10 protein-coding genes are annotated in these 15,517 nt (G+C 46.7%); all 10 read left to right on the plus strand.

Annotated elements, in window-relative coordinates; all coding sequences use genetic code 11:
- Positions 1 to 428 precede the first annotated feature (428 nt).
- Entirely contained in the window at positions 429 to 6,647 is a 6,219-nt protein-coding gene (locus KKE17_10965; GenBank protein ID MBU1710513.1) for a hypothetical protein, read from the plus strand.
- Between the two features lie 14 nt (positions 6,648 to 6,661).
- Positions 6,662 to 7,198 (plus strand): hypothetical protein, encoded by a 537-nt coding sequence (locus KKE17_10970; GenBank protein ID MBU1710514.1) that lies wholly within the window; start codon positions 6,662 to 6,664, stop codon positions 7,196 to 7,198.
- Positions 7,199 to 7,209: 11 nt separating this feature from the next.
- Entirely contained in the window at positions 7,210 to 9,282 is a 2,073-nt protein-coding gene (locus KKE17_10975; protein MBU1710515.1) for a hypothetical protein, read from the plus strand.
- A gap of 13 nt (positions 9,283 to 9,295) precedes the next feature.
- Positions 9,296 to 9,946: a hypothetical protein gene (locus KKE17_10980; protein ID MBU1710516.1), complete on the plus strand. Its 651-nt coding sequence runs from the start codon at positions 9,296 to 9,298 to the stop codon at positions 9,944 to 9,946.
- A gap of 23 nt (positions 9,947 to 9,969) precedes the next feature.
- Positions 9,970 to 10,506 (plus strand): carboxypeptidase-like regulatory domain-containing protein, encoded by a 537-nt coding sequence (locus KKE17_10985; GenBank protein ID MBU1710517.1) that lies wholly within the window; start codon positions 9,970 to 9,972, stop codon positions 10,504 to 10,506.
- On the plus strand, positions 10,496 to 10,921 hold the full coding sequence (locus KKE17_10990) for a hypothetical protein (GenBank protein ID MBU1710518.1): 426 nt from the start codon (positions 10,496 to 10,498) through the stop codon (positions 10,919 to 10,921). Before KKE17_10985 ends, KKE17_10990 begins: the two co-directional genes overlap by 11 nt.
- A 120-nt stretch (positions 10,922 to 11,041) precedes the next feature.
- Complete coding sequence (locus tag KKE17_10995; protein ID MBU1710519.1) at positions 11,042 to 12,022, plus strand: transposase; 981 nt, start codon at positions 11,042 to 11,044, stop codon at positions 12,020 to 12,022.
- Positions 12,023 to 12,347: 325 nt separating this feature from the next.
- Positions 12,348 to 13,298, plus strand: a complete 951-nt coding sequence (locus KKE17_11000) for a hypothetical protein (protein ID MBU1710520.1) — start codon at positions 12,348 to 12,350, stop codon at positions 13,296 to 13,298.
- A 220-nt stretch (positions 13,299 to 13,518) separates the two neighbouring features.
- On the plus strand, positions 13,519 to 13,944 hold the full coding sequence (gene arfB, locus KKE17_11005; GenBank protein MBU1710521.1) for an aminoacyl-tRNA hydrolase: 426 nt from the start codon (positions 13,519 to 13,521) through the stop codon (positions 13,942 to 13,944).
- 216 nt (positions 13,945 to 14,160) lie between these two features.
- On the plus strand, positions 14,161 to 15,517 hold a 1,357-nt coding region (locus KKE17_11010; GenBank protein MBU1710522.1), incomplete at its 3' end, for a cytochrome c family protein.

Raw genomic sequence — 15,517 nt, forward strand, 5'->3', positions numbered from 1 at the left:
CAGAATTATTGAAATATCAACTAGTTGATTCGGTAGCATCGGTTGTTTCATTATCTGTTCGTGTGTAAATCCCAATAGTTGCCTGTCGCGTCCTGAAAAAAATAAATGTTGACACCAGTTGTCAGGGTTGTTAGGTTTTTTCCGCCTGGCGTTTTGTTGGGTTCTGGTGGGCGTGGGTGCTGTGCACTGCTGTTGACTAACAGATGCACGATTCTTCTTTTTTGCGATTTTTTTGATTATTGATCAAAGGCCTTTGTGCTTCGAGGACATTAATCTGCCGGGACATGCCGAGAGAATATTTTTTGAGGGGAGATAAGTAAATGCTGATGGGAAAATCACGATTACCGTATGGAATCATATCCCTTTTTTTCTTTGTGTCATTTTTCTTGCCGAATTCTTTGGTTGCTGCTCCGGGTGACCCGATATCGGTGAACATTTCTACTGACAAAGGTAGAATGCTGGCAGGTATTACCGTTTATGCCTTTACGGACCCCGGGGCCTATGCCGGGCAGAGTAGAAAAACAGATATCAACGGCACAGCTCTGTTCGAAACTGGAGTTCTCGCAACCGGAACGTACAAGTTCAGGATCGATTATCTGGGTCAGCAAATCTGGTCGTCATCCGTCTCCATTCCTGACACAATCCAGGTCGATACAGAAATCAATGAGGAGACAACTGTTGTATCGGTTAATTCAGGGGGCGCCTCACTAGAAAACATAAAAGTCTACCTGTTTACCGAGGCGGGCTCCTATCTTGGGATTAATGCAATTACCGATACCACCGGAATAGTAGCTTTTGATCTTCCGGTGGATAAAACCTTTCTGTTTCGGGCTGATTTTCTGGGAAACCAGTACTGGAGCTCCCCAGCCCTGATTGCTGGCGGCGGGCCAAACGCCCTGGCCATTGATGTGGGTGGCGGTGTTTTTGATCTGACGGTTCTCAAGAGTGCCACGGATCCATTGGCTGCTGTCAAATGTTATGTCTTTAACGAGGCAGGGACCTATTTGGGGCAGAACCAGGCCACGGACACCAACGGCCAGGTAAGCTTTGATCTTTCGGATGGCAAATACAAATTCCGCATTGATCATCTGGGCAGCCAGTTCTGGAGCGAGCTCTTTGAAGTACCTGCGGATTTGACCGGTGCCTTGACCATCCCGCACCTTGACAATTCGATTGTCGTGTCTGGCACTTATCAGGGAATCAACACGTCTCTTTCCTCCATCAAGGTCTATCTGTTCAGTGCCACTGGCACCTATCTCGGACAAAACCTGACAACCGATGATGACGGCAGGGTGATGTTTAACCTGCCGGCCCAGGACGTGAAAGTCCGTGCCGATTACCTTGATCAACAGTTCTGGTCGCCAAAGTTCAATTTCACCGACAGTAAAGTTGATATCCCGATGTCTGATGCCGAGGTCACGGTCACCGGCAGCGGCCTGGCACTCCGCGGCGTCAAGGTCTACGTCTTTTCTCCCACCGGCGCCTACCTGGGATTGAATGAGACAACCGATGCAGACGGCAAGGTCCTGTTCCGACTCCCTGCCTCTGAATATAAGTTCCGTGCCGATTACCAGGGCAGCCAGTTTTGGAGTGACCATTCGGCTCTGACTGGCGACATGATCAATCCAGTTCCTATTTCCACCGGTGGCGGGATGTTCTCCTTTACGGTCAGTAAGGGAGTAAGAAATCCTCTTCGCGGGGTGAATTGCTATCTATTCAATGGATCCGGTTCTTATCTTGGATTATCCGCAACTACCGGTTCAAACGGCCAGGTGAGTTTTAATCTCTCGGACGGCGATTACAAGATCCGGGTGGACTATCAGGGCAATCAGTTCTGGAGCGAGATCTATGTCGTACCTGAGATGTTGACCGGTGCCTTGACTATCCCGCATCTGGACACCACAGTGGCCGTATCCGGAACCTATCAGGGATTCAAAACTCCTCTTGCCGAAATCAAGGTTTATTTATTTAACGCCGCAGGGACCTACCTTGGGCAAAACGCGACTACCGATGCCGACGGCAGGGTGATGTTTAATCTGCCTGATGTTGAGTATAAGGTGCGGGCCGATTACCAGGGCCAGCAGTTCTGGTCTGAGGTGTTTATCTCTACAGATACGGATGTGAATATTCCCATGGCAGATGCCGAGGTCACGGTCACCGGCAGCGGTCTTGCACTTGAAGGCATCAAGGTCTATGCCTTTTCTCCCACCGGCACCTACCTTGGATTGAATCAGACAACTGATGCTGACGGCAAGGTCCTGTTCCGCCTGCCTGCATCTGACAGCTATACATTCCGGGCCGATTACCAGGGCAGTCAATACTGGAGCGATCTTTCGGCATTGGCTGGCGATACGATCAACCGAGTTCCAATCTCCACTGGCGGCGGGGTGTATTCCTTTACCGTGAATAGAGGTGCTGGTGTTCCGCTTGTCGGAGTTAAGACCTATGTCTTCAACGAGGGCGGCAACTATTTGGGCCTGAATGCCACTACCGATGCAGATGGCCAGGTCGCATTCAACCTGTCTGATGGTAGCTATAAAATAAGGGTCGCCTATCTTGGGTATCAGCATTGGAGCGAGGTCTACACTGTTCCCGCTGAACTTTCAGGAAGCCTGCTCCTGCAGCATCAGGATGTTGCCATTACAGTAAACGGGATGTACCTGGGTGTTCCAACACCTGTGGAAGGAATCAAGACATACCTGTTCACTCCCGCCGGTACCTATCTTGGGCAAAACTCGACCACCGGTGCTGACGGCAGGGTGATGTTTAATCTGCCAGATCTTGAATACAAGGTGCGCGCCGATTACCAGGGCCAACAGTTCTGGTCTGAACTTTTCGTTGCAACGGATACAACCATTTCCATTGCACAGGGTGTTGGCGAAATCCATCTCCATGAGGCGCAAGCCGATATTTCCGGAGCCAGGGTGTATCTGTTTGCCGAGAGCGGGGTCTATCTCGGTAGATTCGAAACCACGGATGCGGCTGGATCTGCCTCATTCCTTGTCCCGGCGGGAGGCTATAAATTCCGTGCAGATGTGGATGGCGAACAGCATTGGACCTCGGTTGCCAGCATTGTTGCTGATATCACAAATACTATTGATCTGGATATTTCTCCTGTTTCTGTTGGCTTAAGTCTTGATAAATCTGAAATTCAGGTTGGTGAATCAGCAATTCTGTCCTGGTCGTCTTCCGGAGCTGATTCCTGCACCATCGAGCCCGGCATCGGTTCGGTTGTGGTTAATGGCGCCGTATCTGTATCCCCGATTGAGACAACAACATATACAATTACTGCAACCGGTTCCGGCGGGTCCGCCGTGTCAACCGCAAGTATTACCGTCAACAGTCTTGTTCCGACAGTCGAGATATCCGCAGCAACAAACGCTGTCATGCTCGGCGATTCAGTTATTCTCACCTGGTTCACCGCCGGAGCTATCAATGTTGAGATAGACCAGAACATTGGTCCCGTCGATCAAGCGGGTTCGCTTTCTGTTTCACCAACGGAAACCACAACCTATTCCATTACTGCAACTGGAGTGGATGGTATTTCATTTGCCAGCGTAACTGTAGCAGTTGTAAAACCAGAATTTTCAAGCTTGAAAATTAGTAAGGAGGAGCATCCTGTCGGTAACTGGTGGGATGATTTATGGTTCGGTGCATCGGTAGATATCAGCGATAATTATGCTGTGATCGGTGCGCCCCTTGCTGATTTGTATGACAATTTTTTAAAAGAGGATATTGGTGCGGCATACATATATCGTCGTGAAGGAAAGGTCTGGGTGGATGAAGTAAAGCTGGTTGCCAGCGATGGACTGGAGTGGGATTATTTCGGTTCCACTGTCTCGATCAGCGGCGATACGGTCATAGTCGGGGCATCCTATGCAGAGGTGAACGGACAGTACGGTGCCGGTGCAGCCTATATTTTCAGAAAGAAGGATGGGAGCTGGGTGGAGGAAGCCAAGCTCACCGCGAGCAATCCGCAAAAGGTCGAATATTTCGGCTATGCAGTTTCCATCAGCGGCGATCATGCCATTGTTGGGGTGGATACCAACAATAATAATCTGTACACGCCCAAGATTTATTTCTTCAAATACAACGGTGTCACCTGGGATCTGGAAGCAGAATTTTCTCCAAGTGATGCTGAATCATACTGGCATTTCGGCAATTCCGTATCCATAAGCGGTAACTATGCGGTTGCTGGAGCGCCGTACAATGTCTTCCAAGGAGATATGGGCACAGTTTATGTGTATAAATATGACGGTTCAACTTGGGCCGAGGAAACAATCCTCGCCTCGAGCGATGGCGAGGGCCATGATTTTTTTGGATATTCTGTATCCATCAACGGTGATTACATCATTGCCGGTGCGATTGGCAATGATGAGGTTTCCGGTGGTTCACAGCCCCCGGCCGCAGAAATGATTCCGTTTGGGATGGAATCCTCATCAATGGAAGAAGTTGTGACAAGGGATAATGCCGGAGCCGCCTATATTTTTCATCGCGGACTAAACGGCTGGCAGGAGCAGGCCAAGCTTATTGCAAGCGATAACATCGAACGGCTGTATTTCGGTCTCTCCGTTGATATCACGGAAAATTATGCTGTTGTTGGAGCGGGTTATAACTTTAATGATTTTCACCCATTTAATTCCAATTATGTGTTCAAAAAATTCGGCACCGAGTGGAAGGAACAGAATATCCTGTATGCCGGTATTGTTTCTGAACACGACGAGTTCGGGCCAAATGTCGCCATCAGCGACAATCACATTATTATTGGCGATTATGAAGACGATCCCAGTTACATAAATCCGGGAACATATCTTTATCATCCGGGGGCTGTATACTTTTATGATATGCCCCAGGTTTTTGCGCACCTCTCGGCCGATCCGCCCTTTGATCCAAACGGAGAATCAGTCCTGAGTTGGTCCTCCGGTAATGCGGCAAAATGCCTTATTGAACCCGAAATAGGTGAAGTGCCATGCCGTGGTTCAATGCCGGTAACCGTGGCGGAGACCACGGTATATACCTTGACCGCCCAGGGTCCTCTTGGGGTCGCGACCTCAGGGGTAACCGTCACAGTGGGATATCCGCCACCTGTGTTATCGGCAGCAATTACACCGGAATCAATTCAGCCGGGTGAAACAGCTGCAATCAACTGGGAAACGACTCTTTATACAGATAGTGTCACCATAGATAACGGTATCGGTGTCATGCCTGTCACCGGATCGGTTATTGTGACGCCCACAGCAACGACCACATATACTCTAATCGCCAGCGGACCTGGAGGTTCGGACACCAGAACCGTAAGGGTGGTTGTTTTGCCGCCAGCGGTTTCCATATGGGTTTCTCCGGCCACTATTGTACAGGGCAGCACCGCCGTACTTACGTGGAGTTCTTCATGGGCTGACAGCGCCGAAATTAACAATGGTATCGGGTTGGTGGCAACAAGCGGCAGTACAAGTGTTTCTCCCGTGACCACAACCACCTATTCTATTACGGCCAGTGGTCCGAGCGGTACTTCTACTGCAAGCGCGACCCTGATTGTTAAACCTCCACCACCCGTAGCCACACTGACCGCCAATCCATCCGCAATTTTTTACGGCCAAAGCACCATGCTGTCTTGGAGCGCCACCAAAGCATCTGCCGGCGAAATCGGTTCCGGTCTCACTGTGCTTGCACCGTTTGTCGGACCAAATGGCAGCGGGTTATTTGCTCCTGCGGAATCCACTTCGTATTGGTTCCGGGCAACCGGTCCTGGCGGCACGGACACGGCGGCAGTCACCGTGCAGGTCTTGGATTCATTTGAAGCCGGCATTGCTATTACTTTCCCGACTGACGGGGCGATGATTACCGAACCGTATGTTCTGGTGCAGGGGATTGTTGGAGGCACGGATTCCTCCGAGGTCGGAGTGACGGTGAATGGAATTGTTGCCCAGGTGAACGGCAATCAATTCTTTGCCAATAATGTTCCTCTTCAGGAAGGGGAAAACACCATTACCGCCACGGCAACCATGCCGGATAATACAACGGTCTCCCATTCAATCATGGTGAATGTGGTTACCTCAAATACCATGAATTGGATCGAGCTTGATGTATTCCCGGAATCAGGCATCGCGCCGTTAAACAGCAGGCTTTCCGTGAAGCCGCACCTGACGTTTACTCCCCAGACGTATGAGGTGACCTATACCGGCAACCCTGGCGTCTCGATGATAACGGTGAGCGAAACCGAATTCAACCTGACTTTTTCATTGCCCGGACTGTACACGCTCTACTACACTGTTACCGATCCTCAAGATATCGAATACTCACAGAAGGTCATGGTTAATGTCATGGATAAGGACGGCCTCGACGCGCTTCTCAAAGCCAAATGGAACGGGATGAAGGGAGCCCTAAGTGCTCAGGATGTTGAGGGAGGGCTGGATTATTTTCTTGAGTCGTCAAAAACAAATTATCGATATGCTTTGAATGTAATCAGTCCTGATCTCCCACAGATTGTTGAGGATTTTCAGGATATTGAGATGATTTACAGTAAAGACAACAGAACAAAATTTAGAATGAACAGGGTCCACGACATTGACGGAAATCCTGTAACAATCACGTATTATATCTATTTCATCAAAGACAAGAATGGTTTCTGGAAAATCGAACAGTTTTAATTAAAGGGGAAATCATGAAGCAAACAGTAAAATTCATTTTGATCATTATTGCAGGTTACCTCCTTTCCGGCTGTGCCATAACTCATTCCTACGGCCCTTATATGGGTATGGTTGTGGATAAGGACTCGGAAGAGCCCATTGAGGGAGCTGTTGTGTTTGTCCAGTACTTTACCGAAGGGATGGGTGGTACTTCCATGTTTGAGGGTGCTGATGAAGTCTTAACAGGTAAGGAGGGTGAATTTCTTATACCGGTTAACAGAATCGGAACATTCAGACCTCTGAGCGGGTGGGATTATCCGATGTTCATTATTTTCAAGCCTGGATATGGCGCTTATCCCGGTCACCGGCAATCTTCTATAAGTCATTACAAGGAAGGGCATTTCCCTGATAAAGAGTCCGTCACCATTAAACTTCCTAGACTTAAGACAAGGGAAGAGAGGAAAAAAAATTTACGAAACATCCCGAATATCAATGCACCAGAAGAGAAATATAAGAAACTCAAAGAATTAGAAAAATTTGAAACAGATTTAGTTTTTACTCAGCAAAAATAATGGTGATTTCCGTGAAGAGACAATTTGTTATAATCGTAGCCTTAATTATTTACCTGCCTTTCCTTTCATATGCTTATGATGATACAAAGGTGCATCCTGCAATTAATACTAATGCAACAGAACAATCAATTCTAATAACAGAGGATTTATTAAATAAATTAGGCTTTGAAAGGGGTTTGGATACCGAAATACAAGGGCCAGACAATGAAAGAAAGAAAATAATAAATTGGATTGAAAAAGGCGGCACGGATGAAGACAATCCTTTAATCTCTTTAAGGTTCGCCCATCATTTTCATGATCCTCTTAAATCTTGGGACGAGGCTGGTCTCGATATTCCATTATTACCTACGACAGAATCATCCATTAGTTGGGCACAAACACCGACCAACGCCATAAACTTTAAAAACGATTATTCGTGGCCATGGGCAAGGCAATACTTTTATCAAGCATTGGCAACAGGCAAGGAAGAGGGTTTTGCAATTACTTTCGCCATGTTGGGACATTTGATGCATCTCGTATCCGACATGGCTGTACCTGCTCATGTTCGAAATGACTCACATCCATTCAGTATTCCATTTCCCCAAACCTGGAAAACAGATCCTTTTGAAATCTGGGCCGCACTCGATGAAAATTGGAACTCATTGAATTATTCGGGTGTTAAAGTAGATCCTTCAATATTCAGCAGAGGAGTAACTACATTTCAAGCTCCTGTGCAGATAACAGCACTCTGGGACCAAAATGTCTATAACGGCAGTAATCCTCAGATGACGGTCAATGCTCAAGGCAACGCTTTATTCACTTCTGTAGGTCTTGCCGAGTATACCAATGCAAACTTTTTCAGTAAAAATTCTATCAATGATGATTATGCCTATCCTGAAGCAGGTCTTGATACGTGGTTTGTAGTCGATTGGGGAACGCCAGAAAAAGTCATTGCCGAAGATAACACTGAGGACAACAGGATCTATCTATATGGTTATGCTGGTGGAACCGACAATATCAGATTAGCTGGAGCAAGTATTATTTCAAGGGATACAGTAAAACGAAATGCTCCCCCGAAATGGATGCTTGATGATAAAATTCATGAAGATTATGCGTCCCGCCTCATCCCGGCCGCAGTAGGCTACTCCACAGCGCTTCTGGATTATTTTTTCCGGGGGGATATTGAGATTAGTGCACCGGATCGGTATGTATACGGGATAATTGACGACGCATCCTTTTTTGATGCAGACGGTATCCGAACCGGTGAACAGTATTTCACCGAGATCCGGGCAAAAATAAGAAATAATTCCCAGCTCGGCTTGGATGAATTTGATAATCCAATTATTGAAGCAATGGGAGCAGGAACGTTGGTTGCCGTCGCCAAGTATAAGAGAAGGACCGATTACCAGCCCGACCTGTTCAACGAACCGCCGGATGAGTATTCCAGAGAAGCGAATTTCTCCTATTCTGTTTCAGCGCCAGTCCCAATCACATCCTTAACTTCCGTCGAAGCCGAGGAAAAGATATTTGATTTTTCCGCCTCACCAATTCCGGTGGGCATAACCGATCTTTACCTGCAGGTGGTTTTCAAGGGGACACTCGGCAATGAACGGGAGAACGCAGTTGCCGTGGGCATGGTTGACCTGAATGAACCAATGGTGTTCCGATTGTCCAATAACACTGATAAGTACTATTACAACCAGACACTAACGAGCTTAAGCGATTATCCTCATGGGGCGCCGGAACGGGATCTGTTTAATTATTCGGTAAGCGGGAGAATAGGTTTTTTCCCGGTGAATGGAATTTTCACGCATTATGCCTTGAATTATGCCATTGAACCGGGGATGTACAGTAAAATCATCTTCCTGTCTGAAGGGTCTGAAATAGGAGTAAGGGCTGAGGAGACAAGATCCACTTCCGAGATCAGTTATGTTTCAGTGGTGAACCAGGACTTATCTTTTACGATTGCGCAACTCTGGCGTGGTTCTTATGCCCACCAGGGTTTCCATTGGTATGTATATAACCCCGACATGGATGGTTTCTGGACAGCCTCCTGGCCTGATTTCATTAAAGCCAAGCCAGTACCTGTAACAATAACACCCTAACGACACGGCGACCTTGCCGGACAATACAACGGTCTCGCATTCAATCACGGTGAATGTGGATACCTCGAATACCACGAATTGGATCGAGCTTGATATTTTCCCGGAATCAGGCATCGCGCCGTTAAACAGCAGGCTTTCCGTCAAGCCGCACCTGACGTTTACTCCCCAGACGTATGATGGGACCTATTCCGGTAATCCTGGAGTCTCCATGAATATGGTGAGCGAAACCGAATTCGCCCTGACTTTTTCATTGCCCGGACTCTACACGGTCTACTACACTGTTACCGATCCTCAAAATAACGAATATGCCCAGAAGATCATGGTCAATGTGCTCGATAAGGCTGGGCTTGACGCGCTGTTGAAGGCTAAGTGGAATGGGATGAAGGCGGCTTTGTCTGTGCAGGATGTTGAAGGAGGATTGGGGTATTTTGCTACAAGATCACAAGATAAATACAGACCGATATTTAACGCGTTAAGTGGCCAGCTGCCAGATCTAATAGCAGAAATGAACTTACAGAATATTGAAATGATATATGCTGACGACGACAGGGCAAAATACAGGATTCACCGAACTCAGGATATCGAGGGAACGCCGGTTACTTTGACCTATTATATTTATTTCATCAAAGGGGATGACGGACTCTGGAAAATAGAACAGTACTGATAATAAAATATCCAGGAGAATACATGAATACATTAATTCGCTTATTGGCAGTGCTCACAATTCTGACCATTTCCAGCGGCTGCGCCATAACTAACAGTTACGGGCCGTACATGGGCAAGGTTGTGGATACTGAAACCGAGGAACCCATCGAGGGCGCGGTGGTTTTCTTGCGTTTCTTTAATGATTGTTTCGGACAGGTTTCAAGCTTTGCCGATGCGGTTGAAGTTCTGACCGATGCCAACGGCGAGTTTCGTATCCCGTCGCACAGGATATTTACCCTCCGCCCCTTGTGTGGCTGGCATACAGATTGTTATCCAATAGTTTTTAAACCTGGTTATGGCGCTTTTTCCCGGCATGCTGGTACTTCTATCAGTGAATGGGGAGAAGAGGGTTGCCTTCCGCGAAAGAAACCCGTCACCATCAAACTTCCCAAGCTTACAACCCGGGAGGAGAGGAAGGAGAATCTTTATAATATCCCAAACATTGATGCCCCTAGTCACAAGTTTAAAAAATTAAGTGAGCTTGAACAAGAAGAAAGAAAGGTAGTCTTTGGCAAATAAAAATGAAGGTGCTCAAGTGAAAAAAATATTTCTAAAAGTACTAGGTATAATATTTGTTTTTATTCCGGCAATATCTAGTGGATATGATGAAAAGATAGTCCACCCTGCGATTAATGAATTCGCTTCACGCCAATCAATTTTAGATACACAAAATTTGCTAACAGATTTTGGATTTGACCAGGGATTATTAACAGAACTAATGTCAGGAACTGAAAATAAAACAATACTAAAATGGATCAGTCAAGGCGGCACGGATGAGGACAAACCTAAAATTTCCTTGAGGTTTGCCAATCATTTTCATGATCCTTTAAAGGAGTGGGATGCCGCAGGTTTGCATATGGGTTATCCCTTTTGGTTTGACTCATCGATTTTCTGGGCGCAAATACCGACTACGGCTGAGGAGGAATATGAATAGGAAAGGAGAAAGGGGTCCGAAAGGGGTCAGGGGTCCGAAAGGGGTCGCGAAAGGGGTCGGGGTCCGAAAGGGGTCAAGTCTGCTGTTGGCTTTTGGGTTAGTTTGTGGTAAATATCAAACATGTCAAGACCATTACGCATAGAATATCCCGGAGCCTGGTATCATGTCATGAACCGCGGCAGGAGAAGGGAGAATATCTTCTTGTCTCAGAAGGATTATGAAACCTTTCTCAAGGTTCTCTATGAGACATCTGATGGATGGAATCTTAATGTATCTGCATATTGTCTGATGGCAAATCATTACCATTTGCTGGTCCAAACTCCCGACGGTAACATATCGCGATGTATGCGGCATATAAACGGTGTCTATACCCAGCGCTTTAACCGCAACCACAAGAAAGACGGACAACTGTTTCGCGGCAGATACAAAGCGGTACTTGTCGAAGAGGACAGCCATCTTCTCGAAGTATTGCGCTATATCCACAGAAATCCGTTACGAGCAGGAATTGTTTCGAAATTAAATGATTTTGTATGGAGCAGTCACCATGGATATGTTTCCAAGAAAAAACAATGGGGCTGGTTGCATAAGGATTTTCTGTTGTCAATGCTATCCGATAAGAAGAGCAGTCGCATGCCAGCCTATATAGATTTTGTTGCACAAAGTGAAACCGAGGAGATCGGGCGGTTTTACTCATTGAAGAACCTTGCATCGGTCTTGGGCAGTGCTCCATTCAAAGATTGGTTAAAAGATAAATTTGACCATTTGCGATTTCATACGGAGATCCCTGAGTCTCGAAAATTTGCCCCTTCACCAGAAAGAATTATTGGTATTGTCTGTGAACATTTTAAGGTAAAGAAAGAGCAGATTGCAGTGTCTAAAAGGGGTACCGAGAATTTTCCGCGAGATGTCGCGATTTATCTTGTCCGCCGTCATAGCAGAGTTACACTTGCAGCTGTTGGTAAACATTTTCAAATAAGCAATTACAGTACAGTAAGCAGTGCTGTCGAGCGGATAAAAGCACGGAAAGAGATAGACCGAGCTTTGCAAAAACATCTGGAAAAAATAGAGATAATACTGACTAAAAGCCAACAGCAGACTTGACCCCTTTGCCTTTGTTTGTGTTCCTGACTAAAAGCCAACAGCAGACTTGACCCCTTTGTTGTTGTTAAAGCCAACAGCAGACTTGACCCCTTTGTTGACCCCTTTGTCTTTCTTTGTCTTTTTTCAAAAACAGGAGAAAAGAATTCAGTTCCCTCAAGCTGGAGAGAAAAATTCAACCTGTCCCCTTTTTGCCGTCCTCTATTGGCCTTATTTCTCCTTTTGTTCCGTTGTTTTCATTTTTTTGTGTTCATCTGACAGTTTTTCTGCATAAAAAAGAAAATACAGTTTGTTTTATGATTGCTACTTTTTTATAGGGGGGAAAGCCATGAAAGCAAAATTGGTCGGCAAATCTTTTGTTTACAGTTCGCTCAGTTTCTTTGCTCTTGCGATCTTTCTATTCATTGTGAGCTGTCAGAGTTCCGATGACCCGCCAACCCAAACCAGTCAGACATCCGATGGCTCCGAAATCAGTGTGCCGCTCAGCGCACATATTGATAATGTCCAGATCACAGCCGGGCAGCAGACAGATATTAGTTTCCTGTATACCTTACCTGCCGGGGCAAAAAATTATGATACGATCACCGTCAACCTTCAGGATACTATTAATGCGGGGAATGTAGTAACTGCCGGATTAAGCAATCCCTTGTTGAAGAAAATCCTGGCCTTGCTGACACCTTCGGCAAATGCGTCTTCCATGGCTTACCTTACAGCTCGCATCGGCTCATCAAGTGATCTTGCTATTGTTTGTAATGATGGTGCAGCATACGGACCATTCGTAATTTCCGTTGACGATTCCAATGATCCTGTCTCGGTTGAACCGGCAACTGTCACCGCCAATCCGTCAACCGTGCAGCTTATTAATGCCGGCGCCTTTACCATATGCCTTCAGATTACCTCGCCGGTGAGCGGAAGCCTTAGTGCAAGCGATTTAAAAGTTAACCGAGAGGGTTGCACCCAGGAGCCTGCAGATTTTAACGGGACATGGTCAGGCACCTATACCTGTACAAACACCGGCTGCCCTGATGACATAGATGTACCAATCACCCTTACGGTCAATCAAACAGGATCCAGTGCCAACTATACGGCTGAGATTGGAGCTTCTTATTCCGGAACGGTTTGCGGCAACACCTTTAAATTTGACGGTGGGTTGGATGGTTATTTTACAGAAAGCGGCACTCTTGTGCTCAACAGTGATGGTACTGCAACTAAACATGCAACGTGGAGCGATGTCAGCCAAATCTGCAGTGGGACCTGTGTGGATCAACTGTCACGGTAAAGACAATTATTCTGCCGGTAAGGATTATAATCCAATTTACTCAAGCACCTGATTGATCGTATCTTGGTCAAGCGGAGTACTTTTTTTGCTCTCTCTATAACCGCGACACATTCTGGTTCGTTACCATATTTGTTGATTTATGTTATTGAATTGTTAATGTATTTGTTAATTTGTTACGAAATGTATGGGTGCTTAGAGCAAAAAGAGTGTTCTTTGTGAAATGATACAAATTAATCAATACCTTGAAATACCGGAGCGGGAGGTGTCCTTTACCTTTACCCGGAGCAGTAAGCCTGGTGGCCAGAACGTTAATAAGGTGAATACCAGGGTTACGTTGTTATTTGATGTCAAGGCATCTCCCAGTCTTTCTGACGAGCAAAAAAACAGAATTTTGCATCGTCTTGAAACCCGCATCAACAAACTGGGGATACTGCGGGTTATCTCATTTCGCTACCGCACCCAGGGGTTGAACCGGGCTGCGACAATTGAAAGATTTGTCGAGTTGCTGGTCTGGGCCCTTGCCAGGGAAAAACCAAGGAAAAAGACCAGGGTCTCAAAGGCATCAAAACGAAAACGCCTGGACGATAAAAAACATAAAAGCCGAGTGAAACAAACACGGGCAGGTAAGAAAAACTGGTCTGAATGAGATTGATTGTACCCAAGTTTGCCTTCCTGCAGAAATCCATGCAGACAGTTTCAATGACAGTGCTGCCGGTAGTGGGATTTTTTTGTTTTAAGAATATTTATCAGTTGCGAACCATAACCAGCTATTGATACAGTGGCTGCATCCGATATGACTCAGGCCGGAGTGATTTCCTTATTAATTGATAATAAGCCGAAACGGAGAGCAACGATGATTTCAATGAGTACACATTCCATTCTCTGCAAAAGCATTGTAGGTATTTCTGTTGTCTTACTTGCCATTTTTTCTGACTCCCAGGAGAATGTCCGCGCCGAATCAATTGATTTATCTCAACATGTGCCGAAAAGAATCGGCACCGACTTCCGTCTTGGTGGGCCGTTGAGCCCGTTTATCAATGAGAATTTTATCGGTTCCGGGCGTTGTGCAAACTGCCACTCCATTCTTGTGGATAAAAACGGCAAAGATATGTCCATTGCCAATCACTGGCGGTCGACAATGATGGCAAATGCTGCAAAAGATCCCTTATGGCAGGCAAAGGTTGCCTCTGAGGTATCGAGAAATCCGGCGCTTAAAGAGGTCATTGAAAAGAAATGCGTCTCCTGCCACATGCCTATGGCCTATCGCCAGGAAAACGAGCTTCCGGATAAATACAAAACCGACAGCAAGGTCGGCGTCTTCCACGCCTATCTGGATCGAAATTCAAAGCTTCACGAAGCAGCCCAGGATGGGGTTTCCTGCAGCCTCTGCCATCAGATCCAGGATAAGGGGTTGGGCACTGAGGAGACTTTCAGCGGTAAGTTTACAATTGACATGAAGACCCCGGCTCCGGACCGCAAGATTTTCGGGCCGTACCGTGATCCGATTCGCGACACCATGAAAGTAAGTGTGGGGTTTGATCCTGCCTACGGGCCGCAGATGAATGACTCAGCACTGTGTGCAGCCTGTCATATGCTGTACACGCCGTATGTGGATTCCAAGGGAAATGTTGTCGGTACCTTTCCGGAACAGACGGTGTATCTCGAATGGTTGAACAGTATTTACGGTGAAGCCATTGGCAAGCGCCACGAAATAAGCGAAAAGGTGGGTGAAGTCCGGCTCTGTCAGGAATGCCATATGCCCCATTCAGAAGATGGCGGGGTGGTCATTGCCTATTATGCGCCCAAGGAGGTGCAGCCCAAGGACCATTTTTCCCAGCATCATTTTGTCGGGGGTAATGTTTTTATGCTCAATATTCTGATGGATAATCTGGCGGTGCTGGATATCAGGGCGTCTCAGGCAAAATTGGCTGACACCCGGGCCAGGACCATTGCTCAGCTCCAGAAAGATACCGCGCGGATTTCCATTGCCCAGGCAGAGCAAAACAAAAAGCGGCTCACAGCTGAGGTCCAGGTTGAAAATCTCGTGGGCCATAAATTCCCAAGCGGCATTCCCATCAGGCGGACATGGATTCATTTTACCGTAAAAGACAGCGACGGCACGATTATTTTTGAATCAGGGAAACCTTTGGCCGATGGCTCGATAGCAGGAAACGCCGCAGATGAAAGCAGCTCCGGTTTTGAACCTCATTATGCGGAGA

The organism is Pseudomonadota bacterium (genome assembly GCA_018823135.1).
Lineage (GTDB): Bacteria > Desulfobacterota > Desulfobulbia > Desulfobulbales > CALZHT01 > JAHJJF01.

What these genes read in the sequence shown, in the direction of transcription:
- KKE17_10970 (MBU1710514.1), top strand. Translation starts at nt 6,662, where the DNA reads ATGAAGCAAACAGTAAAATTCATTTTGATCATTATTGCAGGTTACCTC.
- KKE17_10995 (MBU1710519.1), top strand. Translation starts at nt 11,042, where the DNA reads ATGTCAAGACCATTACGCATAGAATATCCCGGAGCCTGGTATCATGTC.
- KKE17_10985 (MBU1710517.1), top strand. Translation starts at nt 9,970, where the DNA reads ATGAATACATTAATTCGCTTATTGGCAGTGCTCACAATTCTGACCATT.
- arfB (MBU1710521.1), top strand. Translation starts at nt 13,519, where the DNA reads ATGATACAAATTAATCAATACCTTGAAATACCGGAGCGGGAGGTGTCC.
- KKE17_11000 (MBU1710520.1), top strand. Translation starts at nt 12,348, where the DNA reads ATGAAAGCAAAATTGGTCGGCAAATCTTTTGTTTACAGTTCGCTCAGT.